The 26,173-nt window shown below is 39.2% G+C and carries 22 protein-coding genes and 2 pseudogenes; 8 read left to right on the forward strand and 16 right to left on the reverse strand.

The genetic code is table 11. The features are described 5' to 3' along the window. A partial coding sequence (locus V757_RS20270; protein ID WP_023950509.1) for an IS3 family transposase occupies positions 1-370 on the forward strand: 370 nt, incomplete at its 5' end. Positions 371-447: 77 nt separating this feature from the next. Here the strand turns inward: V757_RS20270 and V757_RS20275 are convergent. Then, entirely contained in the window at positions 448-864 is a 417-nt protein-coding gene (locus tag V757_RS20275) for a DUF805 domain-containing protein (RefSeq protein WP_023950511.1), read from the reverse strand. Positions 865-1,105: 241 nt separating this feature from the next. Here V757_RS20275 and argE point away from each other — a divergent pair, with 241 nt between their 5' ends. Beyond that, complete coding sequence (gene argE / locus V757_RS20280; RefSeq protein WP_023950513.1) at positions 1,106-2,257, forward strand: acetylornithine deacetylase; 1,152 nt, start codon at positions 1,106-1,108, stop codon at positions 2,255-2,257. 75 nt (positions 2,258-2,332) lie between these two features. Here the strand turns inward: argE and V757_RS20285 are convergent, their stop codons facing one another. The 8 genes and pseudogenes from V757_RS20285 to V757_RS20320 form a co-directional block, all read right to left on the reverse strand. Further along, complete coding sequence (locus V757_RS20285) at positions 2,333-3,376, reverse strand: MJ1255/VC2487 family glycosyltransferase (RefSeq protein ID WP_023950515.1); 1,044 nt, start codon at positions 3,374-3,376, stop codon at positions 2,333-2,335. Between the two features lie 13 nt (positions 3,377-3,389). Beyond that, complete coding sequence (locus tag V757_RS20290) at positions 3,390-3,914, reverse strand: phosphatase PAP2 family protein (RefSeq protein ID WP_023950517.1); 525 nt, start codon at positions 3,912-3,914, stop codon at positions 3,390-3,392. Positions 3,915-4,065: 151 nt separating this feature from the next. Further along, entirely contained in the window at positions 4,066-4,617 is a 552-nt protein-coding gene (gene ddpX / locus V757_RS20295) for a D-alanyl-D-alanine dipeptidase (protein WP_023950519.1), read from the reverse strand. 3 nt (positions 4,618-4,620) lie between these two features. Further along, positions 4,621-5,982, reverse strand: coding sequence for a tryptophan--tRNA ligase (locus V757_RS20300; protein ID WP_023950521.1), 1,362 nt, complete (start codon positions 5,980-5,982; stop codon positions 4,621-4,623). A 10-nt stretch (positions 5,983-5,992) separates the two neighbouring features. After that, complete coding sequence (gene zapE / locus V757_RS20305) at positions 5,993-7,096, reverse strand: cell division protein ZapE (protein ID WP_023950523.1); 1,104 nt, start codon at positions 7,094-7,096, stop codon at positions 5,993-5,995. Between the two features lie 224 nt (positions 7,097-7,320). Next, a pseudogene (gene lpdA / locus V757_RS20310) lies at positions 7,321-8,753 on the reverse strand (dihydrolipoyl dehydrogenase). Positions 8,754-8,846: 93 nt separating this feature from the next. Next, a complete protein-coding gene (gene odhB, locus V757_RS20315) occupies positions 8,847-10,073 on the reverse strand; it encodes a 2-oxoglutarate dehydrogenase complex dihydrolipoyllysine-residue succinyltransferase (protein WP_023950525.1) in 1,227 nt (408 codons plus the stop codon). Between the two features lie 28 nt (positions 10,074-10,101). After that, a complete protein-coding gene (locus V757_RS20320) occupies positions 10,102-12,963 on the reverse strand; it encodes a 2-oxoglutarate dehydrogenase E1 component (RefSeq protein WP_023950527.1) in 2,862 nt (953 codons plus the stop codon). Between the two features lie 376 nt (positions 12,964-13,339). On the opposite strand from V757_RS20320, the gene V757_RS20325 reads away from it, so the two are divergent. After that, positions 13,340-15,556, forward strand: a complete 2,217-nt coding sequence (locus tag V757_RS20325; protein ID WP_281170646.1) for an NADP-dependent malic enzyme — start codon at positions 13,340-13,342, stop codon at positions 15,554-15,556. 93 nt (positions 15,557-15,649) lie between these two features. After that, on the forward strand, positions 15,650-16,210 hold the full coding sequence (gene fic, locus V757_RS20330; protein ID WP_023950531.1) for a protein adenylyltransferase Fic: 561 nt from the start codon (positions 15,650-15,652) through the stop codon (positions 16,208-16,210). Between the two features lie 247 nt (positions 16,211-16,457). On the opposite strand, the gene V757_RS20335 is transcribed toward fic, so the two are convergent. The 7 genes from V757_RS20335 to V757_RS20365 form a co-directional block, all read right to left on the reverse strand. Then, positions 16,458-17,765 (reverse strand): citrate synthase, encoded by a 1,308-nt coding sequence (locus V757_RS20335; RefSeq protein WP_023950533.1) that lies wholly within the window; start codon positions 17,763-17,765, stop codon positions 16,458-16,460. A 39-nt stretch (positions 17,766-17,804) separates the two neighbouring features. Then, positions 17,805-18,071, reverse strand: a complete 267-nt coding sequence (locus tag V757_RS20340) for an FAD assembly factor SdhE (RefSeq protein WP_023950535.1) — start codon at positions 18,069-18,071, stop codon at positions 17,805-17,807. Between the two features lie 3 nt (positions 18,072-18,074). Next, positions 18,075-18,791: a succinate dehydrogenase iron-sulfur subunit gene (locus tag V757_RS20345; protein WP_031274432.1), complete on the reverse strand. Its 717-nt coding sequence runs from the start codon at positions 18,789-18,791 to the stop codon at positions 18,075-18,077. Positions 18,792-18,798: 7 nt separating this feature from the next. Next, positions 18,799-20,583 carry a succinate dehydrogenase flavoprotein subunit gene (gene sdhA / locus V757_RS20350; RefSeq protein ID WP_023950538.1) on the reverse strand — a complete coding sequence of 595 codons (1,785 nt, stop codon included), beginning with the start codon at positions 20,581-20,583 and terminating at the stop codon, positions 18,799-18,801. Positions 20,584-20,585: 2 nt separating this feature from the next. Further along, entirely contained in the window at positions 20,586-20,966 is a 381-nt protein-coding gene (sdhD, locus tag V757_RS20355) for a succinate dehydrogenase, hydrophobic membrane anchor protein (RefSeq protein WP_162146567.1), read from the reverse strand. After that, positions 20,963-21,376, reverse strand: coding sequence for a succinate dehydrogenase, cytochrome b556 subunit (sdhC, locus tag V757_RS20360; RefSeq protein WP_023950542.1), 414 nt, complete (start codon positions 21,374-21,376; stop codon positions 20,963-20,965). Before sdhC ends, sdhD begins: the two co-directional genes overlap by 4 nt. Before the next feature lie 101 nt (positions 21,377-21,477). After that, positions 21,478-22,242 carry a GntR family transcriptional regulator gene (locus tag V757_RS20365; protein ID WP_023950544.1) on the reverse strand — a complete coding sequence of 255 codons (765 nt, stop codon included), beginning with the start codon at positions 22,240-22,242 and terminating at the stop codon, positions 21,478-21,480. 196 nt (positions 22,243-22,438) lie between these two features. Between V757_RS20365 and V757_RS20370 the strand changes: the two genes are divergently transcribed. The 4 genes and pseudogenes from V757_RS20370 to V757_RS27955 form a co-directional block, all read left to right on the forward strand. Then, positions 22,439-23,428 carry a malate dehydrogenase gene (locus V757_RS20370; RefSeq protein ID WP_023950546.1) on the forward strand — a complete coding sequence of 330 codons (990 nt, stop codon included), beginning with the start codon at positions 22,439-22,441 and terminating at the stop codon, positions 23,426-23,428. A 263-nt stretch (positions 23,429-23,691) separates the two neighbouring features. Next, positions 23,692-24,576, forward strand: a complete 885-nt coding sequence (prpB, locus tag V757_RS20375; RefSeq protein WP_023950548.1) for a methylisocitrate lyase — start codon at positions 23,692-23,694, stop codon at positions 24,574-24,576. A 32-nt stretch (positions 24,577-24,608) separates the two neighbouring features. Beyond that, positions 24,609-25,760, forward strand: coding sequence for a bifunctional 2-methylcitrate synthase/citrate synthase (prpC, locus tag V757_RS20380; protein WP_023950550.1), 1,152 nt, complete (start codon positions 24,609-24,611; stop codon positions 25,758-25,760). Between the two features lie 250 nt (positions 25,761-26,010). Next, a pseudogene (locus V757_RS27955) lies at positions 26,011-26,173 on the forward strand (helix-turn-helix domain-containing protein); the annotation flags it as partial.

Below are 26,173 nucleotides of genomic sequence, written 5' to 3' on the forward strand. Positions count from 1 at the left end.
TCAGGCTATTCGGGTGACTCGCTTTTTAGATCAGCTTGGGGAAGCCCATGGATATCCGCAGTGTATTCGTACGGACAACGGGCCTGAGTTTACTTCCACAGAGTTCACGCAGTGGGCGCAGCAGCGAGGCATTCTGATTGACTTTATTGAGCCGGGATGCCCTTATCAGAACGCCTATATTGAGCGGTTCAATCGAACCTACCGTGAGGAAGTGTTGGATATGCATTTATTCACGACGCTCGATCAGGTGCGTTGGCATACAGAGGCGTGGATAAACATTTACAATACTGAAAGACCTCATGAGTCATTAGATCGTTTAAGTCCTGTCGAGTACAGGCAGAGAGCATATTCTACTTTAAAGCTGTGTTAAGAATGGGGTAGGTTCAATTGCACTCTACATTACACCCTATATTGCACCATAATAAATGAGATTTCTATCTTAAAACATTACTGACAATGCTCAAAAACAACTTCCTCATTGTTTGGATTAGGTCCATAACGATTATTCTTATCACTGCCCTTACACATATAGTAAATAAATAATAGCAATCCAAAAAATGGTATCAACAGTAGCACAAGCCACACGGCACTTTTACCAATATCATGCAAGCGTCGAATAGTAATGGTCAGGTTTGGAATAAGAATAGCGATAAGATAAATTGAATTAATAATCCCAAACGGCTCTTCTACTTGCCCTGTTACTGTAGTGGGCGATGGAATCAATGTACCAAGGAAAAAATCTGCGTAATACGTCAGTATAAAAACAAGAACAGCCATCACGGTAAAAAACCAATAGTCTCTTCGACTCGTTCTTCCTGAGATATTAAAGTACTTTCGCCATCCCTCAATATAGGCTTCCCACATTCTCACTCTCCATTGAAAATACTATCAATCTCTTCTCTTTATTGTAACGTTGAGGATAAGTTAGCACTCTAAAATTAATTTTTATCAATTTAATCATCTTGCCATTTCTTTTTTTAAATCAGTTCATAATAGAAGAACCTATGGCAATATGCATTAGCTAATAGCCATATAGAGAATTGTTTGTACCTGTCTATTCTCTCTACTTAGTACTGTTTTATGATTAACTATTTAGGTTGTTTTTATGAATGCTCAACAATGGTTAGAAAAGCTTGTCTCTTTTGATACGACCAGTCGTTACTCCAATTTAGCCCTTATCCAAGAAGTTCAGCAGTTTTTGACTAGCTTTGGTTACCAATGCTCTCTTTCACACAATGCTGATAATACTAAGGCTAATTTATTTGCAACACTTCCATCCTCTACTGGTGAAACTCAAGGAGGGATTGCCTTATCTGGACATACCGATGTAGTACCAGTGGATAAACAAATTTGGGAGACCTCTCCGTTTGAATTAACAGAAAAAGGCTCTCGCCTCTATGGTCGAGGTACTTGCGATATGAAAGGCTTTATTGCTTGTTGTTTAGCTATTGTGCCAAAACTAGTTGAACTAGAGCGTCGTAAACCAATTCATTTTGCGTTTTCTTATGATGAAGAGATTGGCTGTCTAGGTGCTCCCGTCATGCTTGAAGCACTTAAGAAAAAAGGACAACAAATTGATGGTTGTGTGGTGGGGGAGCCTACTAATATGCGTGTTGTCGTTGCTCATAAAGGCATTAATGTTTTCTCTTGTATCGTCCATGGTAAAGCGGCACATTCTTCCTTAACACCAAGAGGTTGCAATGCTATTGAGCATGCGGCTCGCCTTATTTGTCATATCCGTGATTTAGCCGATATTTACCGTCAGCAAGGTCCTTTTGATAATGATTATGATGTACCGTACACCACGATGACAAGTAATATGATTCAAGGTGGTATTGCTGTTAATACTATCCCTGAATTATGCCAATTTAATTATGAATTCCGTAATCTACCCGGTATCCCCAAAGAAGAAATTCAAGCCAAGATTGATGCCTATGTCAAAGATGAATTAATTCCTCGCATGAAAAAAGAATTCCCAGATGCTAATATTGAAATTTCAGAGGTTTCTAGTTCACCTGGTTTAGAAGCGTCTGAGGAAGCCGCAATTACCACCCTAGCGAGAGAACTATTACGTGATAGTGATACCACTAAAGTAGCCTATGGAACAGAAGCTGGACTATTCCAAAAAGCCGGTATTCCCACCATTGTTTGTGGCCCGGGTCATATTGAACAAGCTCATAAGGCAAATGAGTTTATTGAAAAAGACCAATTACAGGCATGTGAAGACTTTTTACTTAAACTATTAAAAGTAAATTAAGCGTAGTTTTCATAGTTAAGCGTTTAGATGGCGTGGCTGATATATCTGATACAAACTATGTATCAGATAGTCAGTTTAGCGACTTAGCTGAATATCTTTAGTTTGTTCCCATAGAGAATCAACCAGATTTTTTCTTTGATCAAGCTCCCCTTTTGCTAACCATTTTGCGACTTCTGTTGCCACATCTGGAAGTTGTGCCTTAGGAACTGAGGGTTGTTTAAGCCATTGCTGTAATATATTAACATCATAGTCATCAATTACCATTGCACGATTAAGCTGTTTAAGCACCTCTGCATTTGAACGTTGCTCTATCTGCCCTTTAATAGGAAATGTCAGGATTTTTTTACCCAATACCATCGCTTCGCTACAAAGACCAAAGCCCGTATTGGAAATGACTCCTTGGCAATCCGCAAAATCTACAGGAAAAGTCTCTCTACTTAATGGCTTTACCACAATATTAGGCGATATTTGTTCCGTGACTATTGATTTACTATAAACCACAAACCGCTGATTAGGCACTTGCCCCAACCATTGAAATAAGCCTTTCTCTGCTTCAAATGGCAAGTACACTAAAATAACATCATCCTCTCTGGTCGGCGTTTCATGATTTAAATGTATCAGTGGTGGGATAATCGTTTGACCAAAATGATCCCAATGGACACCTATAGGATATTTGGCTGGAGCAAAGGTACGTAAAATATGACCAATACCCGGGGTGAATTTTAATCCCGGCAAACCAAACGCCAAAGCATATTGATGAGCTAAACCAACAGAGGGGATTTTTTTGATTTTAGCCGCCCATGCACTGACAGGCTCAAAGTCAGTTATCACCAAATCGTATTTCGTTAATGCTAGTGATTGAACATCATGATAGAAATTAAGAATTTCGGCTTGTTGAATCGTTTTTAACCAATTAATAGAACAATGACTACCTGCAAAGGTAAAACCTTTCCTAGTTTGATAGTGACCAAAAATGTCCATATCAAAATAAGCATCCAAAGAACGACCACTAAATAAAAAATCTACCTCAAAGCCTTGCGCTTTTAAGGCGGGTAACATTACCCTTGCTCTAGTAATATGACCATTCCCCGTTGCTTGTACACCATATAATATACGCATAGTATCCTTAAGCTTATACAATAGCCAAGGCAGTCAAGGCACATGTCAGACCAACTACCATACCCGCTAAAATATCAGTAGGATAATGCACGCCTAGTAATACTCTAGATAAACCAACTAAACTTGCCAATAAATAAGCAGGTATTAGTAACACAGGATAAAAACTAGTTAAGACTGTTGCAAAAACAAAGGCTGCTGCTGTATGACCCGATGGAAAACTAAATTTATCAGACGGTTCAATCAACGCTTCAAATCCCGTCATTTTATGGCAAGGACGATCTCTTTTAATACTATTTTTGAGTACCCAATACAGTGGCAACTCTAAAGCATATGCCACTAAGCCTGTATAAAAAAATAGTTGTCCAGAAACTGGCTCAAACAACCATAAACCAAGACCAATCAATGCATATAAAGGGCCATCACCCATGCGAGAAATTTGACGACTTAAAAAAGCAATCGTTCTTTTCTCATTATGCGCTACTAACCAAAAGAAAAATCTAACTTCTTGCGCACCTAATGCCATTAAGCGAGTTTTCATTTGCCTATCCTCTCTGAAAGCACAAAAATTTATGAATTCTTTTATGCTATCTTAAGAAGAAAAGGTGGCAATTACATGACGAGATTATGAAGATTTTGTGAATAGCGCACAAATACCATCATATTAACCAACTAGAGTAAAGCAATTAATCCTATACCACTTCCACCAAATCACTATCTAATAACGGATAATCAAACGCATTGGGTAATTGATAATGCCACCATTCATATTTAATTTCTTTAAACCCAGCATGTAGCATAATACCTAATAAAATAGCTCTATTCTGAACGATATGAGGAGGTAAATCTGCATTATCTGTATGTGATAAATTGGTCATATCATCAAATCCAGTGCCCATATCTAGCACATTACCGTGTTGATCTATCAGACCTAAATCAATAGCGACACCACGTGTATGAGCAGACCCTTTTTCTGGAGGAGTAACATAGTGATCATCCGGCAAAAAGTCCCACAGCTTCTGTTGTGCCTTACCTGGACGATAGGCATCATAAATAACGATAGTTAAGCCTGCTCTTTTGGCATGCTCAACAGCTTTTTTTAAACAAACTTCCGCATCTTGATGTAATACGCAGGTAGCATGTTTATAGATTAACTTTCCCGTAAAATTATTCTCAGTAGCATAAGCTAACTCAATTTTTACACCATGAGTTTGTTCAGTAATAACAACTAAGGGACTACTCATAAACTACTCTGCTTTTAATTGGTTAAGACTTTCTTCTAAAAGAGCAAGAACATGTATTCTACTTTCTGGGTTTGTCGCATTGACACTAGAAGCGATCACTTCACCATTCAGTAATACATCAAATCCTTCATCCGCACGAACCTGAATATCATGAGTCATATCAATATTCACAATGGCCTTACTACTAATACCTGCTTCTTTTGGATTGGCAAATGCTTTAGATAATAAAATTTCCTGACCATTAGCTGCCAACAATCTAAACATAAATTTGCCATCTGAATCTCTAAAGCTGACAAATCGTGCTGATTTCGCTTTTTTGCTAGTTTCTTTATTGGCGCTAACAGTGATAGCTGTATTACGTAAACCAACTGCCTCACGAATTTCCTTGATAAATGGGGCTGCATATTGACGTGCTTTGCTAGCGCCCACTTGTAAGATATCCTCAATTTCTTGCGGTTTAGCCATTAATGACTCATAGCGTTCACGCATAGGACTAAGTAAGCCATCTAATAAGGTAAATAACTCTTCTTTTGCTTGACCCCAAGCGAGACCCTCTTCTAATGCTTGTTTAAACGCTTGCGTTTGTTCAGTTGTCGCAAAGGCTTTATATAAGGAAAAGAGATGTGAACCTTCTGTTTCTTTAGGCTCACCTGGCAATTTTGAATCTGTCTGAATACGGGCAATCGCAGCTTTTAATTCTTTACGACCACCTTCAAATAAAGGGATTGTATTACCATAACTCTTAGACATTTTACGACCATCTAAGCCCGGTAATGTCGCCACATCTTCATCAACTTGAACATCTGGTAAAACAAAATACTCTCTACCATGCCCATAATGATGGTTAAAGCGCTGTGCAATATCACGTGCCATTTCTAAATGTTGTACTTGATCTTTTCCTACAGGAACAATATTCGCATTGAACATCAAAATATCCGCTGCCATCAAAATGGGATACGAATAAAGCCCCATGGTAATACCGTCATCAGGCTCCGTATTTTTGGCAACATTCTGATCGACTGAAGCTTTATAAGCATGTGCACGATTCATCAAACCTTTGGGTGTCATACACGTCAAAATCCATGATAGCTCAGGGATTTCAGGAATATCAGATTGGCGGTAAAAAGTCACTCTGTCATAATCTAAGCCTGCTGCTAACCAAGTCGCCGCAATTTCTAAACGTGATCTAGCAACTCTAGTAGGATCATCACATTTAATCAAAGCATGATAATCAGCCAAAAAGAAAAAAGCATCCACATCTTCGCGCTGACTCGCTTCAATAGCAGGACGTAAAGCACCGGCATAATTACCTAAATGGGGGGTTCCTGTTGTTGTAATCCCTGTCAATACACGTGTTCTTTGCATAATTACTCTCTTATAACTTAACGGAATGACGAGTTTCCGCTTCCATATATTCTTTCGATTGCATTTCTACCATTCTGGAGACTGTTCGATGAAATTCGCTTGCTTGTACACCTTGAACATAAATTTGCTCTGGAGACGTTTGTGCCGACATAATCAATTTCACTTTATGGTCATACAACACATCAATTAACCACGTAAATCGACGTGCTTCAGAAGCATCTTTAGCTTCTAATTTTGGCACATCAGATAAAATTAATGTGTGATAACGGTTCGCAATTTCTAAATAATCATTTTGCGAACGTGCTGTTCCACAAAGTATTTCAAAACTAAACCATACTACACCATTCCCTTCTGCGATAACAGGAATTTCACGATGTTCAACGATAATACTTTTAGTCTCATGCCGATGACTTGTTAAACAATCAAATTCTTCTTGTAACTCTTGATTAGTTTCTGGCGTAATCGGGGTGAAATATAGTTTTAACTGTTCTAAGGTGCGACGACGGTAATCCACTCCCGTATCTACGTTGATAATATCCATTTTTTCTTTAATTAAAGCAATCGCGGGTAATATACGATCACGATGCAAACCATCTGGATACAAAGTAGATGGCTCATAATTTGAGGTCATCACAAAACTGGTGCCATTATCAAATAGCTTTTGCAATAAGCGATATAAAATCATCGCATCAGCAATATCGGAGACATGAAACTCATCAAAACAAATTAATTGATATTTTTCAGAGATCTGCTTAGCCACAATATCTAGTGGATCACTTTCTTTACTAATTGCCTGTAAATGAGCATGGACACTGCGCATAAACTCATGAAAATGAATTCTGGTTTTACATTTAATCGGCACAGTTTCGTAAAACGAATCCATTAAAAAACTTTTTCCTCGACCAACTCCTCCCCACATATACACGCCCCGAGGAGCGACTATTGGCTCTGGTTTAGAAAAAATTTTTTTAAAGAAAGAAGGCTCTGATGGTGTCGGAAGATTTACCCAATCATCATAAAATTTCTGCAAACGTTCAATAGCTGCTTGCTGGGCTTTATCTGCTTTATATCCTTTATCCGCTAACGTCTTTTGATAATACTGGATAACATTCATGAACTAAAGAGCCTTAATAACAAAATGGGACTAGTATAAGTCCGTCACAATATAAAAAAACAATAAAAAAAGCCCCCAATTCAAATTTCGTCACTCACTAATACTAATACGGCAAGCCTTTGCATGCACCTTGATTAGCCGTGTATACACGAATTCCTTCATGGGAGGCTATTAAAGCATCCAGGAGCAACAGATAAGCTATTGCTCTTGCGTATTAAATCTCATTAGAAATTTAACGTACGTTTGTCTACACCTAGTGCAGCTTCTTTCACTGCTTCAGATAATGTTGGGTGAGCATGACAAATACGAGCGATATCTTCCGCTGCACCTTTAAACTCCATAATTGTCACAAGTTCAGAAATTAATTCTGATGCCATAGGGCCAATGATATGAGCACCTAGTACTTCATCTGTTTTTGTCATCAGCGATAATTTTCACAAAACCTGTGGTATCACCTAAAGCACGTGCACGACCGTTAGCCAAGAATGGGAATGAACCGACTTTGATATCACGACCTTCTTGTTTAAGCTGTTGCTCTGTTTTACCTACCCAAGCGATTTCTGGCGAAGTATAAATAACAGACGGAATTGTATCAAAGTTTACATGACCATGTTTACCAGCAATACGTTCTGCAACAGCCACGCCCTCTTCTTCCGCTTTATGCGCAAGCATAGGACCACGAACTACGTCACCAACAGCCCATACGTTAGCCACATTGGTTTTGCAATCACCATCAACTTCAATAAAGCCACGTTCGTTTAATTTTAAACCAATCGCTTCAGTATTTAAGCCATCTGTATAAGGTACACGACCAATTGAAACGATTAATTTTTCAACTTTCTAGTGTTTGTTCTTCACCTTTTGCGGTAGTGTAAGGAATTTTGATAGCTTTGGCTGTTTTTTTGATTTCACCAATTTTTACGCCAACTTCAATTTTTAAGCCTTGTTTATCAAACGCTTTTTTAGCTTCTTTGGCTACTTGCTCATCCGCTACAGCTAAAAAGCTTGGTGCTGCCTCTAAAATAGTCACTTCAGCACCTAAACGGCGCCATACGCTACCCATTTCTAAACCAATCACACCTGCACCAATCACCCCTAATTTTTTAGGTACTGATGGAATACGCAATGCGCCGTCATTTGATAATACCTGCTCTTCATCAAAGTCTAAACCTGGTAAGGCACGTGGAGCAGAGCCAGTGGCAATAATAACGTGAGCTGCGGTCAATTCTTCATCTTTTTTGCCTTTAACAGCAATTTTGTAGCTACCATCAGCTTCTTTGCCAACAAAAGAACCTTTACCTACATAGAAAGTCACTTTGTTTTTCTTAAATAAGTATTGGATACCGTCATTGTTTTGTTTCACAACATCATCTTTACGACCAATTAACTTATCTAATTTCAAACCGATTTTGCCTACTTCGATACCATGATCAGCGAAGTGATGCTGAGCTTGCTCATAGTGCTCAGAAGATTGCAATAATGCTTTTGAAGGAATACATCCAACATTCGTACATGTACCACCAGGTTTGGCATTACCTTTTTCATCCACCCAAGCATCAATACATGCGACTTTTTTACCTAATTGTGCGGCACGGATAGCAGCAATATAACCACCAGGTCCTGCACCGATCACTACTACATCAAACTGTGTTGCCATAATAAAAATCTCTTCGTTTATATTTAAAATACTCAATGACAAGTGCCCCATTTAATCACTAAGGATTAGGGGCACCGTTGTTATGCGCTTAAATTAGATATCTAATAATAAACGTTGTGGATCTTCTAGTGCTTCTTTCATCGCTACTAATCCTAATACTGCCTCACGACCGTCAATGATGCGGTGGTCATAAGACATCGCTAAGTAGTTAATTGGACGAATAACGATTTGACCATTTTCAACTACTGGGCGATCTTTAGTAGCATGAACGCCTAAAATTGCTGATTGTGGAGGATTAATAATCGGTGTTGACATCATTGAACCAAATACACCGCCATTAGAAATAGAGAAAGTACCACCAGTTAAATCATCTAAGCCTAATTTACCATCACGAGCACGAGCACCGAAATCAGCAATAGCTTTTTCAATGTCAGCTAAACTTAATTGATCTGCATTGCGTAAAATAGGTACGACTAAACCACGTGGACTACTTACAGCGATACCAATATCGAAGTAACCATGGTAAATAATATCTGTACCATCAACTGATGCATTTAAAATTGGATAGCGTTTTAATGCTGCAACTGCCGCTTTCACAAAGAAAGACATGAAGCCTAATTTAACACCATGCTCTTTCTCAAATTTTTCTTTGTATTGATTACGTAAATCAATAACAGCTTTCATATTAACTTCGTTGAACGTCGTTAAGATAGCATTCTCTTGTTGAGATTGTAATAAACGCTCAGCCACACGTGCACGTAGACGAGTCATTGGTACACGTTGCTCTGGACGACCATCTAAGTTTAATGGTACTGCTACTGGAGCTGCAGCTTTTGCTGGTTTCGCTGAAGCAGCTTGAGCATCAGCTTTAGTCACACGACCATCACGACCTGAACCTTGTACGTCACTTGCTGATAAACCTTTTTCAGCAAGAATAACACTAGCAGCTGGTGAAGCTACATCACCTTTAGTTGCTGCTGTATCTTTAGCAATCACTTGTTGTGGTGCTGGTGCAGCGACAGCAGCCTCAGCTGTCGCTTCTTTTGGTGATTCTGTACCAGCTGTTGCTGATGCTTGAGCAGCTGTATCAATTTTTGCTAATAATTGACCTGAAGTAACAGTACTACCGTCTCCTTCAACAATTTCCACTAACACACCACTTGCTGGAGATGGTACTTCTAATACGACTTTGTCTGTCTCTACTTCAATTAATGTAGCATCTTGAGAAACAGCTTCCCCTACTTTGAATTTCCACTCTAAAAGTGTCGCTTCAGAAATTGACTCTGATAATTGAGGTACAACTACGTCAATAATTGCCATTGTTAAATCCTTTAATCTATTAAAAATCTTATTTTGATAAAACTGGTTTGATACGTGCAGCAAAAGCTTGTTCAATTAATGCTTTTTGCTGCTCTATGTGTTTTGCTAAATAGCCCACTGCTGGAGAAGATGAGGCAGCACGACCTGCATAAGCAAGTTTTTGACCTTTTTTCATGTTCTCATAAATATGGTGTTGAACGTAGAACCAAGGACCTTGGTTTTGTGGTTCATCTTGTACCCATACCACTTCTTTTACATGAGGATATTTTTCAAACTCAGCTTCAAAATCTTTGTGCGCAAATGGATAAAGTTGTTCGATACGGATAATCGCCACATCACTCGCTTCACGCTCTTTACGTGCATTAACTAAATCGTAATAAACTTTACCTGAACACACTAATAAACGAGTTACTTTGTCTGCATTAATTGCGGTATCTACTTCCCCAATAACTGTTTTAAATGAGCCTTCAGAAAGCTCAGTTAATGGCACGCTAGCATCTTTATTACGTAGAAGTGATTTTGGTGTAAAGATGACGAGTGGTTTACGGAAGTTACGAATCATTTGGCGACGTAACAAGTGGAAAATCTGTGCACCATTTGTTGGTTGAACCACTTGCATATTATTGTCCGCACATAATTGTAAGAAACGTTCGATACGTGCTGATGAGTGTTCTGGACCTTGACCTTCATAACCATGTGGCAACATTAGCGCTAGACCACATTGACGTCCCCATTTAGCTTCACCAGATGCAATAAATTGGTCGATCACTACTTGAGCACCATTGGCAAAGTCACCAAACTGTGCTTCCCAAATCGTTAATGTATTAGGTTCAGAGCAAGCAAAACCATATTCAAACCCTAGTACAGCTTCTTCAGATAACACTGAGTCAATCACTAAAAATTTGGCTTGGTTTTCAGAGATGCTTTGTAAAGGAATATAAGTACCGTCATCCCAACGTTCACGTTTTTGGTCATGCAATACAGCATGACGGTGTGTAAATGTACCGCGACCTGCGTCTTGACCAGTAATACGGATATTAAAGCCAGCATTTACTAATGATGCAAAAGCTAAGTGCTCACCCATACCCCAGTCTAAATTCATTTCACCATTTGCCATCGCACGACGATCGGCTAGTAATTTTTCAACCAATTTATGCGGTGTAAATGTTTCAGGGATAGTAGTGATACGTTCACCTAAACGTTTTAACTCAGCAGTAGGCACAGCCGTATCTGCTTTATCCGTCCATTTTGCACCGATAAATGGTTTCCAATCAATCGCAAATTGATTTTTAACATCTGTTAATACTGGCTCTGCTGTCTCACCACCTGCATCCATAACAGCACGATACTCTTTAACTAAATCATCTGGCTCATTTGCTTGTAATACACCTTGAGCAACTAATTTGTCTGCATAAAGCTGACGTGTACCTGGGTGCTTACTAATAGATTTGTACATTAACGGTTGAGTTAATGCTGGTGTATCTTGTTCATTGTGACCTAGCTTACGATAGCAAACAATATCAATCACGACATCATGAGCGAATTCTGCACGATAATCCATTGCTAAACGAGTCACAAAAGCAACCGCCTCTGGATCATCACCATTCACATGGAATACTGGTGCTTCAATCATTTTAACCACATCAGTACAATAGAGCGTAGAGCGTGCATCTCGCGGATCTGATGTAGTGAAACCAATTTGGTTATTAATCACTACGTGTAAAGTACCACCTGTACCATAACCACGTGTTTGGGCAAGGTTAAGCGTTTCCATCACTACCCCTTGACCGGCAAATGCTGCGTCACCATGAACAAGTACTGGTAATACTTGTTTTTTATTTTGACGACGATCTTGGCGTGCACGGGCACTTCCTTCTACCACTGGATTCACAATCTCTAAGTGAGAAGGGTTAAACGCCAATGATAGATGTACAGGACCACCTGCTGTGGAAATATCGCTAGAGAAACCGTTATGGTATTTAACGTCACCGTCAGTAAGACCTTCTGCGTGTTTGCCCTCGAACTCTGCAAACAAATCGCCAGGACGTTTACCCATAATATTAATAAGCATATTCAAACGACCACGGTGAGCCATACCCACCACCATTTCTTGAACACCAATTTTACCGCCATGATTGACTACTTCGTCCATACATGCGATAAAGCTCTCACCACCTTCAAGTGAGAAACGTTTTTGACCTACATATTTAGTATGCAAGAAACGCTCTAGACCTTCAGCTTCTGTCACTTGTTTTAAAAGATTTTTCTTCTCAGCAACTGTAAGCGCAGCAGTAGACAATGTTGATTCTAAGCGTTCTTGAATCCAACGTTTTGCTTTTGGATCAGAGATATGCATAAACTCACTACCCACTGAACGGCAGTAAGTATCACGTAAAGAATTAAGAATTTCACGCAAAGTCATTGTTGAATTTGTGGTGAAATAAGTATTTGTTGCTGAGTAGACCTCATCTAAATCAGCATCTGTTAGACCATAAAATGCAGGATCTAACTCAGGAATTTCTGGGCGTTCAGAACGTTTTAGGGGGTCAAGAATAGCGTGACGCACACCTAAGCTACGATACGCTGCAATCAACGACTGAACTTTTAGTTGCTTACCAGCTACTTCCAAACTAGCAGGTGCCGCTTGCACTAATAAAGTATTAGCCTTGGCACGTTGAGCGAAAGAAGCGATAATTGAGGAGTGATTTTGATCACGTGTTGTTTCGCTACCATCAACCGCAGGTAAATGGCTAAGTTTATCGAAATAATCTCGCCACTCTGGCGTGACTGATTCGGGATTTTCTAAGTAAGCCTCGTATTGCTCTTCAACATACGAAACATTACTACCAAATAAGTATGAGTTATTACTCTTTTCAATAGCTGTAGTCATAATAGACGCTTCACCTTTCTATGAGTGTTTCACCATAATGGATGCAGGATAACCTTCCGATTCACGGCTTAACCGACTTACGGACAGCGAAAAAGAAGGCGAACTAACCTTTATATTTTATAAAATTAATTCGTTAAAGCATAGTATAACCTGAATTAAAGATAAATATAGGTAAACCCTAAAATTAGTTTCAATGATTAACAATCTCTACCAGATTTACTCTTATAGCTGTTTTTTGTATAAAAAGTAGGTAATATTTTACCTATAATTAATTTCATATAACATACCAACAATAATACTAATTTAGGAAAAATTATGATCTGTTGATTCCAAAAAACTCGCACTGGACTACCATGAATATCCTCGCCCAGGGAAAATCTCAGTGGTCCCCACAAAATCTATGGCAAACCAAGATGACTTATCTCTTGCCTATTCACCCGGTGTTGCTCATGCATGTATGGCTATTTATGACGAGGGGCAATCAGCTGCCGCTCGCTTCACCTCACGTGGTAATTTAGTCGGTGTGATTACCAATGGTACTGCTGTACTAGGATTAGGCAATATCGGTCCTTTAGCCGCTAAGCCTGTGATGGAAGGTAAAGGCTGCCTATTTAAGAAATTCGCTGGTGTTGATGTTTTTGATATTGAATTAGCCGAAAATGATCCCGATAAAATTGTCGATATCGTTTGCGCGCTAGAGCCTACATTAGGTGGTGTGAACTTAGAAGATATTAAAGCACCAGAATGTTTTTATATTGAGAAAAAATTACGCGAACGCATGAAAATTCCTGTTTTCCATGATGACCAACATGGAACAGCAATTATTTCTTCAGCCGCTATTTTAAATGGCCTTAAATTAGTCAATAAAGATCCAGCAAAAGTGAAATTAGTATGTTCAGGTGCTGGTGCAGCAGCGATTGCTTGTTTGGATCTATTAGTTCGCTGTGGTATTAGCCATGAAAATATCTACGTATCAGATTCTCGTGGCGTGATTTATAAAGATCGTGATGCTAATATGGAAGCTAATAAGGCACGTTATGCACAAGTAACAAATGCGCGCACATTAGCCGATATTGTCAAAGATGCTGACGTTTTCTTGGGTTGCTCTACAAAAGGTGTTTTAACAGGTGATATGGTTAAAACAATGGCTGCTAATCCATTAATCCTTGCCTTAGCTAATCCTGACCCTGAAATTCTTCCTGAAGAGGCTAAAGCTGCTCGTCCTGATGTTATTATTGCGACAGGTCGCTCGGACTACCCTAACCAAGTTAATAACGTATTATGCTTCCCATTTATCTTCCGTGGTGCACTTGACGTTGGCGCTACAACCATTAATGAAGAAATGAAAATGGCTTGCGTTCATGCTATTGCTGAACTTGCTCAAGCTGAACAAAATGATGAAGTAGCTAAAGCTTATGCGGGCCAAACATTAGAGTTTGGGCCAGAATACATTATTCCTAAGCCATTTGACCCACGATTAATTGCCAAAATTGCTCCTGCTATTGCACAAGCAGCTATGGATACTGGCGTAGCCACTAAACCTATTACGGATATGTCAGCGTACCGTACGCAATTAATGAATTTTGTGTATCACTCTGGTCACTTGATGCGTCCATTATTCTTACAAGCGAAATCTGACGTTAAGCGTGTTGTCTATGCTGACGGTGAAGATGAACGTGTATTACGTGCTGTTCAAACAATCGTTGACGAGGGTATTGCTTTACCTGTTCTAATCGGTCGCCCTGCAGTTATTGAAATGCGCGTTAAAAAACTTGGTTTGCGTCTAGAGGCAGGTAAAAATATCACTGTCGTCAATCCTGAGGACGATGCTCGTTTCACAGAAGCATGGCAACATTATTATAAATTGCGTTGCCGTAAAGGTGTAACACCAGAGATTGCAAAAACCATGGTACGCAAACACAATACGCTAATTGGTGCCATCCTATTAGAGCGTGGTGATGTAGATGCAATGATTTGCGGAACAAGTACTCGCTGGGAAAACCAATTAGAATACGTTTCACAGGTTATTGGTTTAAAACCTGGTGTGAAAACATTTGCATCAATGAACGTTATTATCATGCCTGAAGATACGCTATTTATCGCGGATACACATGTTAATGAAAATCCTGATGCAGAAACCATTGCAGAGATTACCTTATTAGCCGCTGAAGAGATGCAACGTTTTGGTGTTGTTCCTAAAGTTGCCCTACTCTCTAACTCTAATTTTGGCAGTCGTCCAAATAAGAGTTCAAACAAAATGGCTGAAGCTCGCAAAATTATTGTGGAACGTGCACCAAATCTTGAGATTGACGGTGAAATGCAGGCAGATGCCGCACTTAGCGAACGTATTCGTTTAGAAGCATGCCCTGAAAGCACTTTACGCGGCTCTGCAAACCTATTGGTGATGCCAAGCCTAGAGTCAGGTAATATTTCTTATAATTTACTCAAAATGACTAGCGGTAATGGCATTACGTTAGGACCTATTCTTTTAGGTGCAGCAAAACCAGTGCACATTCTAACTACAAGTTCAACTACTCGTCGTATCGTCAATATGACAGCATTAGCTGTTATTGATGCTCAACAACGTAGTTAGATTCATCTCTTAGAATAGTACAGAAAGGGGCTCTTTAGCCCCTTTTGCATTATGATAAAATGACTATTATCTCTTACTAATATATAAATAACGATGATGAAGAATATTGATAAAAAAAGCCTAGAAAATGCTTATCGCTTATTCGAAAGTGGTGATATTAATCAAATAGAAATAGGAACAAGCAAAGGTCTTCAACATATTCATCATTACTTATTCAACGGTTTGTATGACTTTGCAGGAGAAATCAGGTCACTGAATATTTCAAAAGGTAGTTTTAGATTTGCTACAGCTCTTTATCTAAATGATATTCTGCCTAAAATAGAACAAATGTCTGAAGACTCTTTTGAGGCAATCATTGCTAAATATGTAGAAATGAACATTGCCCATCCTTTTATGGAAGGTAATGGGAGAAGCATGAGAATTTGGCTAGACCTTATTTTGAAAAAAAACCTAAAAAAGGTAGTCAATTGGCAATTCGTGGATAAAACACTTTACTTGCAGGCAATGGAAAGAAGTCCTATTAACGATCTTGAATTAAGAACATTACTAGCGCAACATTTGAGTGATGATATTGATAATCGAGAAATCATTTTCAAGGGGATTGAACAATCATACTATTACGAAGGATATGACAAAACTCTTGATGAAGAGTGATTTTACTAACTATTTTCTCATCAAATATTACCCCTACCCCTACTCCGCATAATAAGTCTATATACAAAAATTTGGACTGGTATGAATTTTTTGGACAGATTTTAGTTAATAAAAAAACCGCCCTATTCATCATAGGACGGTTTATAAGCTTTTCAGCGAATCTAGCCTTAAGGTCTTGTTGCCTTACTTGATATCAAACAAGTGCGTAAATTCTCAGCCAAGCAACAAGACTATCTAACGACGTAGATTAACGTTTATCTAATGACGGTACATCACGACGAGCACTACCCACATACAGTTGACGTGGGCGACCAATTTTGTAGTTAGCATCAGATAACATTTCGTTCCATTGAGCAATCCAACCCACTGTACGAGCTAATGCAAAAATTGCTGTGAATAGCTGTGTTGGGATACCGATAGCACGTTGAACAATACCTGAGTAGAAGTCAACGTTAGGATAAAGTTTACGATCAACAAAATATTGGTCTTCTAATGCAATGCGCTCTAATTCCATCGCTAGTTTGAACAATGGATCGTTTTCTAAACCTAAAGCAGTCAATACTTCTTTACATGTTTCTTGCATTAATTTAGCACGTGGGTCATAGTTTTTGTACACGCGGTGACCAAAGCCCATTAGACGTACGCCAGAGTTTTTGTCTTTCACTTTTTCCATGAACTCGCCAACTTTAGCAATACCACCATTTGCTTGGATATTTTCAAGCATATTTAAGCAAGCTTCGTTAGCACCACCGTGAGCAGGACCCCACAAGCAAGCAACACCCGCTGCAATAGCGGCAAATGGGTTAGTACCTGATGAACCACATAAACGTACAGTTGATGTAGACGCATTTTGTTCATGGTCAGCGTGTAACGTTAAGATACGGTCAAAAGCACGTTCTACTACTTCATTTACTTGATAATCTTCACATGGAGTAGCAAACATTTGGCGTAAGAAGTTGCCTGAATAAGATAAACCATTACGTGGGTAAACATAAGGTTCACCGCAAGAGTATTTATATGCCATTGCAACTAATGTTGGCATTTTAGCAATTAAACGAATCGCAGAAATTTCACGGTGATGTGGGTTTGAAATATCCGTTGAATCGTGATAAAAAGCCGACATAGCACCCACTAAACCAGTTAAGATAGCCATTGGGTGTGCATCGCGACGGAAACCACGTAAGAAGAAATGCATTTGTTCATGCACTAAATTATGGTGGTTAATAGAGTATTCAAACTCTGCTTTTTGTTGCGCATTTGGTAATTCGCCATTTAGCAATAAATAACAAACTTCTAAATAATCACAATTTACAGCAAGTTGCTCAATTGGGTAACCACGGTATAAAAGCTCGCCTTTATCGCCATCAATGTATGTAATGGCAGATTCGCAAGCCGCTGTCGACATAAAACCGGGGTCAAAAGTGAACATATCACTTTGACCATAAAGTTTACGAATATCTAATACTTCCGGACCAATCGAGCCTGTATATACAGGTAGTTCGATTGGCGCTTTACCATCGATATTTAAGGTCGCTTTTTTATCAGATAAATTCATGTGGATTTTCCTTTCAACACAATACCAGACAACTCAGTGTCAATGCTTTAACTCACGAATAAGCTTAACGATACGGTTAATATTAGGCGTATTATAGTCACCCGTAGGTTCTGCTCTTCCTAGTAAGACATCAAGCAAAGAATTATCATCCATTTCAAAAAGAAGAGTCAAACTCTGCACATCATCATCATTTAACTCTGTTTCATAGCGGTCTAGAAATTGCGTAATCATTAAATCATTTTCTAGTAAACCGCGACGTGCACGCCATCTTAGACGCGCACGTTGTAGTTCTGTCAAACTTGTCATAGATTAAATAGTACGACGTACCAACATTTCTTTAATCTTACCAATTGCTTTACTTGGATTTAAACCTTTTGGACATACATCCACGCAATTCATAATGGTATGACAACGGAATAATCGATACGGATCTTCTAAGTTATCTAAACGTTCTGCTGTCGCTTCATCACGGCTATCCGCTAAGAAACGATAAGCTTGCAACAGACCAGCAGGACCCACGAATTTATCTGGGTTCCACCAGAATGATGGACAAGAAGTAGAACAGCACGCACATAAGATACATTCATAAAGACCATCTAACTCTTCACGAGCTTCAGGACTTTGTAAACGCTCTTTTTCTGGTGCTGGTGTATTATTAATCAAGTATGGCTTAACTGAGTGATATTGATTAAAGAAATGAGTCATATCAACAATTAAGTCACGAATGACTGGTAAACCTGGTAATGGACGTAACACGATAGGCTCTTGTAAATCACGTAAGTTAGTGATACAAGCCAAACCATTTTTACCATTAATATTCATGGCATCTGAACCACAAACACCTTCACGGCAAGAACGACGAATAGAAAGACTATCATCAACATCATTTTTAATGCGAACAATAGCATCTAACAACATTTTGTCATTAGGTCCTAACTCTACGTCAAGTTTTTGCATGTATGGACGCTCGTCCTTATCTGGATCATAGCGATAAATTTCAAATTTTACGATACGTTTAGTCATAATATCCTGCCTAGAATGTGCGTGCTTTTGGTGGAATTGTTTCAACAGTTAATGGTTTCATTTGTACTGGCTTATATTCAACACGACCATCATTTGAATACCATAGCGTATGTTTTAGCCAATTCACATCATCACGTTCTGGGTGATCATTTAATGCATGTGCACCACGGCTTTCTGTACGTAGTGATGCTGATTTAATTGTTGCACGCGCAACCTCAATCATGTTTTCAATCTCAAGTGCTTCTTGGCGAGCCATATTGAACACTTTAGATTTATCTTTGAAGTAAATATTTTTAGCTTGCTCTGCCACTTCGTCGATTTTTGCAACACCTTTGTTCAATAAATCTAGTGTACGGAATACACCGCAATGTTGTTGCATTGCAATACGCATAGCATTACCAACATCTTGAACTTTTTCACCAGAAGCACGAGTTTCTAGTGCATTAACACGATCAAGCGATTTAGTTACTGATTCAACCGCTAAATCTTTATGCTCTCTTTGACGCTCTAAGTGAGTATCAACGATATGGTTACCAGTTGCACGACCAAATACGACTAAATCTAGTAATGAGTTTGTACCTAAACGGTTAGCACCGTGAACAGATACCGCCGCACATTCACCAATAGCATATAAGCCATTAACAACTTTATTTGATTGTGACGCAGCATCCCATTGCAATACTTGACCATGATAGTTAGCAGGAATACCACCCATTTGATAGTGAATAGTTGGTACCACTGGAATAGGCTCTTTGATTGGATCCACATTACCGAAACGAATCGCAATTTCACGGATAGATGGTAAGCGTTTGTTGATTACATCAGCACCTAGATGGTCTAGTTTTAGAACCACATAATTACCGTCAGGACCACAACCACGACCTTCTTTAATTTCTTGGTCCATAGAACGAGAGACGAAATCACGAGGCGCTAAGTCTTTTAGGTTTGGTGCATAACGTTCCATGAAACGTTCGCCATCTTTATTTAAAAGAATACCACCTTCACCGCGTACCCCTTCTGTAATCAATACACCCGCACCAGCTACACCAGTTGGGTGGAATTGCCAGAATTCCATATCTTGTAATGGGATACCTGCGCGAGCAACCATACCCAAACCGTCACCCGTATTGATGAATGCGTTGGTCGAGGCAGCCCAAATACGACCAGCACCACCAGTCGCTAATACCGTTGTTTTTGCTTCTAAAATATAGATATCACCCGTTTCCATTTCAAGTGCAGTCACACCTAAAACATCACCGTCATCGTTACGGATTAAATCAAGTGCCATCCACTCAACGAAGAAATGCGTACGAGAAGCAACATTTCGTTGATATAAAGTATGCAATAACGCATGACCAGTACGGTCAGCTGCTGCACAGGCACGTTGAACAGGTTTTTCACCGAAATGAGACGTATGACCACCAAAAGGACGTTGGTAAATAGTACCGTCAGGGTTACGGTCAAAAGGCATACCAAAATGCTCTAATTCGTACACAGCATTTGGTGCTTCGCGACACAAGAATTCAATCGCATCTTGGTCACCTAACCAGTCAGACCCTTTGACTGTATCGTACATATGCCATTGCCAATGGTCTTCAGACATATTCCCCAAAGAAGCACTAATACCACCTTGTGCGGCAACAGTATGTGAACGAGTTGGGAAAACTTTTGATAAAACGGCAACAGATAGACCAGCTTGAGCTAGCTGTAATGAACAGCGCATACCAGCACCACCCGCACCTATAACTACCACGTCAAATTTACGGCGAGGTAAAGAAGAAAGAATTGCTGTCATTATTATAGACTCCAAATGATTGAAGCAAAGTAAGCAACACTGCCTACCAACCAAAGAACTGTTAGTACGAATAGAGCTAAGCGAAGACCTGCTGATTTAACATAGTCCATCCAAATATCACGTACTCCAATCCAAGCGTGCCATGCTAATGATAAAAAAGCTAATGTTGCAGCGATTTTACCCAAAGGTAAGCCAAAACAGGTAAAGGTAAAGAAACCAATCCAGCTATGGTAGTCAATAGAGGTAAAAAGAGCTGAAATCAAAAATAGTACTGAGTAAACAGCTAGAATGACCGCTGTTACGCGTTGAACGATAAAATCTTTAGTACCGTAGTGTGCACCTACTACACGGCGCGTTCTTCCATATTGTTCTGTAGACATTATAGTGCTCCGAATAGTTTAATCGCAAAAATAAAGGTTAACGCTAAGCTTACACACAAGACAATCTTGGCACTTTTTTGTGCAGTTTGCTTATCCATACCAATATGCAAATCCAAGGTTAGATAACGAATACCAGCACATAAATGGTGCATAAAACCCCATAAACCGACTAATAAAATAAGCTTAAGTAAGAAACCACCAAAGCCACTACCTAAATCAGCAAAACTTGCTGGGCTTGTTACAGATTCCTTGAATACTGTAATTAATAATGGAAGACTTAAGAATAAAAGTGCGCCACTAACACGATGTAAAATAGATACCTTGCCCGCAAACGGCAGACGGTACTTTTGTGTGATTAGTTGAAAATCGACGTTGCGAAATTCACGGCGAGGTTTTGATGTAGACTCTGACATATTGCCCTCTAAAATTTACAACAATAATTAAAAAAACTTTTCTATTATAGTACTCTTATTACAAAATACCTAAAAGAAAACCCTTAAATGTGCATAAACTTCTAGTTTAAACTATTTCTGTAGTAATAATGCTCAGTTACGTAAAATCCAGTGCGAATTTCTACGGCTTTTTCTCCAAACGTGTAAGCTATCCTTTCAATGGAAAGTAATGGCGACCCTACAGCTACGTGCAAAAGCTTTGCTATACTATCTGGTGCGGAGACAGCTCTTAATTTTTCATCACATCTTAATAACTGCACCCCAAAATGACTCTCAAATAATCCATATAATGGCATCTTTTCATGCGTCAATAAATCAAAAGTCAATCCCTTAAAAAGTACAGCGGGTAGATAAATTTCCTCATAAACCGTTGGACGATTAGAAAAATTCATTACTCGTTTAATACAAACTACTTCATCACTACTCGACAATTCAAATATTTTTTGTTGTTCTTCCGTAGGAGATAATCGCTCACAGGATAAAATCGTACTATGCGTACGCTTAACTTCAACCTGCCCATCCGCTGATAAACGTAGAAAACGATATCTAACTGACGGTTCATGATGCGTCGCTACAAAAGTACCCTTTCCTTGACGTCTAAGTAAAACATTCTCAGCAGCCAATTCATCAATTGCTTTGCGTACCGTCCCCTGACTGACTTGAAATCTATCTGCCAAGTCATGCTCACTAGGAATCATTGTGCCAGGTTTGAACTCTCCAGTTTCCAAACTTTGCAACAATAATTCTTTAATCTGTTTATACAATGGGCTAAATGAAGCAGATACTTTCTGCTTACTATTAGTCTTTGACTTTGGTTTCAGAGCCATAATCCTACAAAAGTTTAAATGACGTCCAAATTATTCCACAACTACCCCTTTCTTGTCCACTCATATATAAGATATAAGACTTATTGACGAAATGACATTTTAGGGCTAAGATTTAAAAGATTACATTTATAACTTTTCTAAGGCATTAAATTAGGAAAGCGTATTATTTTTTAAAATTTTTATTGGAGCATTTAATATGTCTAAACCAGCTGTACGCGTTGCCGTTACAGGTGCTGCCGGTCAAATCGGTTACGCCTTACTATTTCGTATTGCTTCAGGTGAAATGTTAGGTAAAGACCAACCTGTTATCCTTCAACTTCTTGAAATCCCAGACGAAAAAGCTCAAAAAGCACTACATGGCGTAATGATGGAACTTGATGACTGCGCATTCCCATTATTGCAAGAAGTAACTGCCCATAGCGATCCTATGACAGCATTCAAAGACGTTGATATTGCTCTTTTAGTTGGTGCTCGTCCTCGTGGTCCTGGTATGGAACGCAAAGACTTATTACAAGCCAACGCTCAAATCTTCACTGTTCAAGGTAAAGCATTAAATGCTGTTGCTAGTCGCAATGTTAAAGTATTAGTTGTAGGTAACCCTGCAAATACTAATGCCTATATCGCGATGAAATCTGCTCCTGATTTACCAGCTAAAAACTTCACTGCTATGTTACGTTTAGACCATAACCGTGCATTGACTCAATTAGCTCAAAAATCAGGTACTGCTGTAAAAGACATTGAGAAATTAATTGTCTGGGGTAACCACTCTCCTACCATGTACCCAGATATCCGTTTTGCCACAGTAAATGGCGAAAGTCTAGAGAAAAAAATCAATGACGATGTATGGAACAAAGACACCTTTATTCCTACAGTAGGTAAACGCGGGGCCGCTATTATTGAAGCACGTGGCTTATCATCTGCTGCTTCTGCTGCTAACGCCGCTATTGATCATGTCCGTGACTGGGTTTTAGGCTCTAACGGTAAATGGGTAACAATGGGTGTTCCTTCTGACGGTTCATATGGTATCCCTGAAGGCGTTATCTACGGTTTCCCTGTAACAACTGAAAACGGTGAATACACTATCGTTCAAGGTTTAGATATCAATGACTTCTCTCGTGAGCGCATGAACAAAACGCTTGCTGAGTTAGAAGAAGAACGCAATGGCGTTGCTGACTTATTAAAATAATGAGATATCCGGTGTGTAAATTTATCCAAAATCATTTATACACCTTATCTTGCTATTTCTCTTTATTGTTATGAATTGCAACTAGCGAAGCCACGTTCTTTATAACGTGGCTTTTTATTATTTGACTTGTTAAGCAATCTTTTTTTGATTTAACAATTTATTTATCAATAGATTAAAACTAGCGATTTTCCCTTATTTATATTTCCCTAGTTTTACCTAATACTATATTGATAATATTCTAATAAACGGGAGATTTAACGATTATGGCAATTCAATCTGCAGGATTAAAATTTCGCCAAGCTTTAGCCGAAGAAAATCCACTACAAATCATTGGTGCTATCAATGCTAACCATGCTTTATTAGCTAAACGTGCTGGTTTCAGAGCAATTTATTTATCTGGCGGTGGTGTTGCTGCTGGTTCTCTAGGTCTTCCTGACTTAGGTATCAATACGCTAGAAGATGTTCTTATTGATACTCGTCGTATTACGGATGTATGTGACCTACCACTATTAGTTGATATTGATACAGGTTTAGGTCCTTCTGCGTTTAATATTGCTCGCACTGTCCAAAGCTTAATCAAAGCAGGTGCAGCTGCCTGTCATATCGAAGATCAAGTAGGTGCTAAACGTTGTGGCCATCGTCCAGGCAAAGAGATTGTTTCTACTGAAGAAATGGTTGATCGTGTTAAAGCCGCCGCAGATGCACGCACAGACGAAAACTTCTTTATTATTGCACGCACAGATGCTATTCAAGCCCATGGTGTTGATGCCGCTATTGAACGTGCTATCAAATGCGTAGAAGCTGGTGCTGACGGTATTTTCGCTGAAGCAGCTTACGACTTACCAACATACGAAAAATTTGCTAAGGCCATCAATGTACCACTATTAGCAAATATCACAGAATTTGGTGCAACACCATTATTTAGCGTAGAAGAATTAAAAGGTGCAGGCGTAGGGATGGTTCTTTATCCTCTATCCGCTTTCCGCGCCATGAATAAAGCCGCTGAAACTGTTTATCAAACAATCCGTAAAGACGGTCACCAACGCAATGTAGTCGACATGATGCAAACTCGTGAAGAATTATACGATCGCATTGGCTACCATGCTTTTGAACAAAAACTTGATGCTTTATTTGCCAAAAACAAATAAGCCGAGACTATTTTCATTGAAAGGAGTTCCTAATGAGCACTGAAGAAGTAAAACCAAAAGTCAAAAAATCCGTTGCCTTATCCGGTGTTGTTGCTGGTAACACTGCACTTTGTACCGTTGGTCGTACTGGTAATGATTTGAGCTATCGTGGTTATGATATTTTGGACTTGGCTGAAGTTAGCGAATTTGAAGAAATTGCTCACTTACTAGTTCACGGAAAATTACCAAATAAAACCGAACTAGCTGCCTACAAAGCTAAATTACGCCGTCTACGTGGTTTACCTGCGAACTTACAAACAGTATTAGAGTCTTTACCTGCTGCTAGCCACCCAATGGATGTGATGCGTACTGCCGTTTCCGTATTAGGTTGCACGCTGCCAGAAAAAGACGACCACAATGCAGCTGACGCACGTGACATTGCCGATCGCTTGATGGCATGCTTAGGTTCTGCCCTACTTTACTGGTATCACTTTAGCCATAATGGCCGCGTCATTGATGTACAAACAGATGATGACAGTATCGGTGGTCATTTCTTGCACCTATTACACGGTGAAGAACCTCCAGAAAATTGGGTACGTGCAATGCATACATCATTAATCTTATATGCTGAGCATGAGTTTAATGCATCTACCTTTACTAGCCGCGTCATTTCTGGTACAGGCTCGGATATGTACTCTGCTATTACTGGTGCTATTGGTGCTTTACGTGGTCCAAAACATGGTGGTGCAAATGAAGTAGCATTTGAAGTACAAAAACGCTACGAAACACCTGATGAAGCTGAAGCAGATATTCGTAAACGTGTAGAAAACAAGGAAGTCATTATTGGTTTTGGTCACCCTGTTTATACAATCTCTGACCCTCGTAACGTTGTCATCAAAAAAGTAGCTAAACAGTTATCAGATGACGCTGGCAATACCAAAATGTATGATATCGCCGAACGCCTAGAGTCAGTCATGTGGGAAATCAAAAAAATGTTCCCTAACCTTGACTGGTTCTCTGCTGTGTCATATCACATGATGGGTGTTCCAACAGCCATGTTTACGCCATTATTCGTGATTGCACGTACAGCAGGTTGGTCTGCTCATATCCTAGAGCAACGTGCTGATAACAAAATTATTCGTCCTACTGCCAATTACACTGGTCCAGACGATATTCCTTTTGTGCCATTAGATCAACGTAAATAATTCACCTATAGGGTGAACAGGCTACTTCATTAAATCATCTCCACACCCTTGGAGAGTTTATGAGAAGTAGCCTTTTTTCTTATCAAGATAACACTTTCAGAACAAGCTCATTAGACACTGACCTATAATGATACGCTTTACACTTAATTTGTAGAAGTTCAGACCAAATCTGACAAATGAGTTGCAAAAAAGAGAGTTTCCCGTTTGAATAAGAGGTGCGAATCTTTTAAACAAACAAAAGGAAACTCTCATGTTACATACTACCAATAATGTGATTAAACATAAAGCAGGACTGCTTAATTTAGCAGAGCAATTAAAAAATGTGTCGCAAGCATGCAAAATTATGGGCGTATCGAGGGATACATTTTATCGACTATAAAGAATTGGTTGAAGAAGGCGGTATAGAGGCTGAT

The sequence above is a fragment of the Pelistega indica genome, from assembly GCF_000506865.1.
Classification (GTDB): domain Bacteria; phylum Pseudomonadota; class Gammaproteobacteria; order Burkholderiales; family Burkholderiaceae_B; genus Taylorella; species Taylorella indica.

What these genes read in the sequence shown, in the direction of transcription:
- V757_RS20285 (WP_023950515.1), bottom strand. Translation starts at nt 3,376, where the DNA reads ATGCGTATATTATATGGTGTACAAGCAACGGGGAATGGTCATATTACT.
- V757_RS20335 (WP_023950533.1), bottom strand. Translation starts at nt 17,765, where the DNA reads ATGAATTTATCTGATAAAAAAGCGACCTTAAATATCGATGGTAAAGCG.
- V757_RS20365 (WP_023950544.1), bottom strand. Translation starts at nt 22,242, where the DNA reads ATGGCTCTGAAACCAAAGTCAAAGACTAATAGTAAGCAGAAAGTATCT.
- fic (WP_023950531.1), top strand. Translation starts at nt 15,650, where the DNA reads ATGATGAAGAATATTGATAAAAAAAGCCTAGAAAATGCTTATCGCTTA.
- zapE (WP_023950523.1), bottom strand. Translation starts at nt 7,096, where the DNA reads ATGAATGTTATCCAGTATTATCAAAAGACGTTAGCGGATAAAGGATAT.
- ddpX (WP_023950519.1), bottom strand. Translation starts at nt 4,617, where the DNA reads ATGAGTAGTCCCTTAGTTGTTATTACTGAACAAACTCATGGTGTAAAA.
- odhB (WP_023950525.1), bottom strand. Translation starts at nt 10,073, where the DNA reads ATGGCAATTATTGACGTAGTTGTACCTCAATTATCAGAGTCAATTTCT.
- V757_RS20370 (WP_023950546.1), top strand. Translation starts at nt 22,439, where the DNA reads ATGTCTAAACCAGCTGTACGCGTTGCCGTTACAGGTGCTGCCGGTCAA.
- V757_RS20275 (WP_023950511.1), bottom strand. Translation starts at nt 864, where the DNA reads ATGTGGGAAGCCTATATTGAGGGATGGCGAAAGTACTTTAATATCTCA.
- V757_RS20340 (WP_023950535.1), bottom strand. Translation starts at nt 18,071, where the DNA reads ATGACAAGTTTGACAGAACTACAACGTGCGCGTCTAAGATGGCGTGCA.
- sdhA (WP_023950538.1), bottom strand. Translation starts at nt 20,583, where the DNA reads ATGACAGCAATTCTTTCTTCTTTACCTCGCCGTAAATTTGACGTGGTA.
- V757_RS20300 (WP_023950521.1), bottom strand. Translation starts at nt 5,982, where the DNA reads ATGCAAAGAACACGTGTATTGACAGGGATTACAACAACAGGAACCCCC.
- prpB (WP_023950548.1), top strand. Translation starts at nt 23,692, where the DNA reads ATGGCAATTCAATCTGCAGGATTAAAATTTCGCCAAGCTTTAGCCGAA.
- V757_RS20320 (WP_023950527.1), bottom strand. Translation starts at nt 12,963, where the DNA reads ATGACTACAGCTATTGAAAAGAGTAATAACTCATACTTATTTGGTAGT.
- argE (WP_023950513.1), top strand. Translation starts at nt 1,106, where the DNA reads ATGAATGCTCAACAATGGTTAGAAAAGCTTGTCTCTTTTGATACGACC.
- prpC (WP_023950550.1), top strand. Translation starts at nt 24,609, where the DNA reads ATGAGCACTGAAGAAGTAAAACCAAAAGTCAAAAAATCCGTTGCCTTA.
- sdhC (WP_023950542.1), bottom strand. Translation starts at nt 21,376, where the DNA reads ATGTCAGAGTCTACATCAAAACCTCGCCGTGAATTTCGCAACGTCGAT.
- V757_RS20290 (WP_023950517.1), bottom strand. Translation starts at nt 3,914, where the DNA reads ATGAAAACTCGCTTAATGGCATTAGGTGCGCAAGAAGTTAGATTTTTC.